Source organism: Ilumatobacter sp. (genome assembly GCF_041688325.1).
GTDB lineage: Bacteria > Actinomycetota > Acidimicrobiia > Acidimicrobiales > Ilumatobacteraceae > Ilumatobacter_A.
This window is the reverse complement of sequence record NZ_JBDNIJ010000043.1, coordinates 1-3,707: the sequence shown is the minus strand read 5'-3', so window position 1 is coordinate 3,707 and position 3,707 is coordinate 1. Positions and strand designations below refer to the sequence as shown.

Below are 3,707 nucleotides of genomic sequence, written 5' to 3'. Positions count from 1 at the left end.
TGTAGCCCGCCTCTCGGAAGGCAGCAACGTCGGACTCGCTCGGGTGACCGTGAGTCTCGAGCAGCGTGCGGGTCATCGCGACGAGCGCGGCATAGCTCTCGTCGGCGATGGGCTGATCATCTCGGATCGCGTCGGTGACCTCTACAGGGGTCTTGGACATATTGTCGCCAATGAAGCTGTGGGCCGCCATGCAGTAGTCGCACTCGTGGTGGCGGCTGATCGTGAGGAACACGGCTTCCTGCTCACCCGACGAGAACCCCGACCCGCTGCGGAAACGCTTGTAGCCGTCGAGATAGGTCGCGAGGAGGCCGGGCGAGTTCGCCATCACGCCATATATGTTGGGCACCATGCCCGTCGCCTTCTGCGCACCGGCGAGCAGCTCCGCTGCTTCGCCCTCGGCAGTGTCGAGAGTTCGGGCGGCGAGTGGGCTTCGGTATTTCGTCACCGGTATCTCCTTGGGTCGTGGGGTCGTGCCCCGGTCGAGGGGCGGACAGTTCGGAAACCCAGGTCGCCTCGTCAATTATTCCGCGGCCGTTTCGACCGTTGCATTGGATTGGCGGCGGGTGTTGACCACCCAGAACGGCAGCGCGACGAGGAAGAAGGCGCCCAAGACGTTGCCGAGCGCTGCCGGCGCAATGCTCCACGCGAGCGCAGGACCCCAGCCCGGGCCGATCCCTTCGGGCGTGGCCAATGAGAAGTAGGCCATGTTGGCCGGGCTGTGCATAAACCCGGCCGCCACGAACGCTGACACGGTGAGCAGGACGGGGATGTACTTGCCGATGATCGTGCGTCCCATGACGGCCAGGAATGCGGCCATTCCGACCAGCCAGTTCCCGAGCACGCCGGAGAGCACCGCTTGGAACCATCCCCCGGCGCCGCCGACCTCGCGGTAGCGCATCTTCGCGTCGACGATCTCGGCGAGTAACTCCTCGAATCCCGGCGAGTACGACTGGGCGATGTGGACCGCCCACCCGACCAGGAACGCGCCGGCGAGGTTGCCGAACGCGGCGAGCACCCACAGCCGGCCCACCCGGCCAGCGAGCGTACGCGTGCCACAGCGCAGCAGGGTTGCGGGCATCTCGACGTTGACCTCGGTGAACAGCAGGGTGCCCGACAGCACCACGATGAAGAAGCCCGCCGAGAACCCGAAGCCCTCCATCAGACGCTGGAGGCCTTCATTACTGGTGCCGGTCGCGATCAGCGTGCTGAACAACGCTCCAACCGCAATGAATGCGCCCGCCAACATGCTGAGCACGATCACCTCGGGCACCGTGCGCCGCAACGCGCGCTCCGCGCCGACTTCGGCCATCTCCACCATCACCAGATCCGGTGCCAAGAACTGGTTCATCGGGGACGCGTCGATCTGTCCAGCGATTGTTGCCACCTCCACGGAACCCGACTCGCGGGAGCGGGATTCCCGAGAGCGCGGAAAGCTCTCGACGTGCGCTGTCATCCGTCCCAAATCGCCGGTGCCTGAAGCGGCTCCTCGGCATGCAGAGCGATTCCCGGCAGCAGCGACGCTGCGACAATTCCTACAAGTCACGAAACAGGGAATCGAACGCATCGCTGTGCGGGTTTCCCCTGGCATGGCAATCGTGATCACTCAACGCCAACGGCGCAGCGCTGTCGGAGCCTTGCTGGTGTTCCTCATCTTCGCCGTCGTCGTCGTGTCTGGCGACGGCGATGGCGTCCAAGACACCCGTACGGCGGAAGGCGGGATCGCCATCGAAAGTGAACTGCCGACGCAGCGTTTCGAGCTCTTCGATGGCGCAAGTACGACGTTCGAGGAGTTTGAGGGAACCCCACTGGTGATCAACTTCTGGGCGTCGTGGTGCCCCGCCTGCGTCGGCGAGCTACCCGAGTTCCAGACCGTTCATGAGCAGCGCGGCGACGAGGTCACGTTCCTCGGGATCGCCAACGCCGACATTCGCCCCGCGGCGGTCGCCCTGGCCGGTGACGTCGGTCTGACCTACACCCTCGCCGACGACCCGACCGGCGGGCTCTTCCACGATTTCGGCCTGATCGCCATGCCGAGCACACTGTTTGTCACCCCCGACGGTCAGATCCTCGAGGTGTTCGCTGGCCAACTCAATGAGTCTGCGTTGAACGACCGGATCGACGAGTTGGTCGCCGCATCATGATCGACGCCCCGATCGGCCTCGCGTTTGCTGCCGGGCTCGTCGCCACGGTGAACCCGTGCGGCTTTGCGATGCTGCCGGCGTATCTCTCGTACTTCATGGGGCTCGACGGTGACGACGACGAATCCCGCAGGCCGGGTCTCGGGCAGGCACTCAAGGTCGGCGCGATCGTGTCGGCGGGCTTCCTGGTCGTGTTCGGCACGACCGGCCTCCTGATCAATGCCGGCGTACGTTCCATCATCGATTGGATTCCATACGTCGCGCTCGGCGTGGGGGTGTTGATGATGATCCTTGGCGTCGCGGTTTTACTCGGTTTGGAGATCAACATCGGGTTCCTGAAGGCCGGACAGGGGGCAAGCACTCGCGACAGCAAGTCGGTTTTCGCGTTCGGTGTGTCGTACGCACTGGCGTCGCTGTCGTGCACTCTGCCCGTGTTCCTCTCCGTGGTGGTCGGCTCGCTGGCTAGCACGAGCTTTGCCTCCGGTCTGGCCACCTACGTTGCATACGCGGCGGGGATGTCGGCAGTGCTGATTGCGCTCACGATCGCAGTGGCGATGGCGAAGCACGGGCTCGTCCGCCGCCTGCGCTCGGCGCTTCCCTACGTTCATAGAGTCTCAGCCGGGTTCTTGATCGTCGCCGGCGCATACATCACGTGGTTCTGGTTCGACGATTTGTCGTCAGACGCCGGCGAGCAGAGCCAGGCCGCAGGGGTCGTGGACCGCTGGTCAGCGACGCTGACGAACTGGATCGGGGACAACTCCGAACTCGTCGGTCTGATACTCGGCGGCATCGTCGCCATGACAATGGTGTCATCAGTCTTGAAGCGGTTCGAACCCGATGACAACGACGTCCCCGACCACACCCTCTCGACATCGGGAGATCGACCATGAATCACAGGAGATCGACCATGAATCACAAACGACTTGCCGCGCTCACGATGGGCATCGCGCTGACCTCGGTTGCGTGTGGAGGGAGCTCGACCGCGGACGAAGAGCCGGCGGTGGCCCCGTCCGATGCCTCCGCCGAAGCAACGACGTCGCCCGACTCAACGGCTGGGGACGCGTCGGGCACGACCGCCGATCCGATCGAGGACGGGACCGAACTCAGTGAGGCAATCAGCCAGGCGACCGAGCCCTGGCCGACCGACTGGACCAATCGGACCGTCAGTCTCGACGAGTTCCGCCTCGGCATCGCGTCGGTCGATCCCCGCGATCGCATTCCGCCGATCGACGAACCGATCTTCGAGGCGATCGCTTCGGCCGACTGGCTCGACGACCGCGAGCCGGGCGCGCTCGTCCAATTCGGCGACGAGACCCGGTTCTACCCGCTCTCGATTCTCACCCGCCACGAGATCGTCAACGACCAGTTCGGCGAGGTACCGGTCGTCGTCACGTTCTGCCCGCTCTGCAACACGGCGATCAGCTTCGACGCCCGAGTCGACGGCCAGACGCTGCGCTTCGGCGTGTCGGGGCTACTGCGCAAAAGCGACCTGGTGATGTGGGACGACGCCACGACTTCACTGTGGCAACAGATCACCGGCGAGGCAGTCGTCGGCGACTTCGCAGGAAC

5 protein-coding genes are annotated in these 3,707 nt (G+C 64.7%); 3 read left to right on the top strand and 2 right to left on the bottom strand.

Annotation, left to right across the window (positions count from 1 at the left end; translation table 11 throughout):
* Together ACH2EI_RS03350 and ACH2EI_RS03345 are read right to left on the bottom strand one after the other, a co-directional pair.
* Positions 1 to 445: carboxymuconolactone decarboxylase family protein (locus ACH2EI_RS03350; RefSeq protein WP_395159135.1), on the bottom strand; the 445-nt coding region annotated here is incomplete at its 3' end.
* 75 nt (positions 446 to 520) lie between these two features.
* On the bottom strand, positions 521 to 1,384 hold the full coding sequence (locus ACH2EI_RS03345) for a formate/nitrite transporter family protein (RefSeq protein WP_395159133.1): 864 nt from the start codon (positions 1,382 to 1,384) through the stop codon (positions 521 to 523).
* Positions 1,385 to 1,469: 85 nt separating this feature from the next.
* Between ACH2EI_RS03345 and ACH2EI_RS03340 the strand changes: the two genes are divergently transcribed.
* The 3 genes from ACH2EI_RS03340 to ACH2EI_RS03330 form a co-directional block, all read left to right on the top strand.
* Positions 1,470 to 2,141, top strand: coding sequence for a TlpA family protein disulfide reductase (locus ACH2EI_RS03340; RefSeq protein ID WP_395159131.1), 672 nt, complete (start codon positions 1,470 to 1,472; stop codon positions 2,139 to 2,141).
* A complete protein-coding gene (locus tag ACH2EI_RS03335; protein WP_395159129.1) occupies positions 2,138 to 3,028 on the top strand; it encodes a cytochrome c biogenesis CcdA family protein in 891 nt (296 codons plus the stop codon). Before ACH2EI_RS03340 ends, ACH2EI_RS03335 begins: the two co-directional genes overlap by 4 nt.
* A 17-nt stretch (positions 3,029 to 3,045) precedes the next feature.
* Positions 3,046 to 3,707, top strand: a 662-nt coding sequence (locus tag ACH2EI_RS03330) for a DUF3179 domain-containing (seleno)protein (RefSeq protein ID WP_395159127.1), incomplete at its 3' end; no start/stop codon positions are given.

What these genes read in the sequence shown, in the direction of transcription:
- ACH2EI_RS03335 (WP_395159129.1), top strand. Translation starts at nt 2,138, where the DNA reads ATGATCGACGCCCCGATCGGCCTCGCGTTTGCTGCCGGGCTCGTCGCC.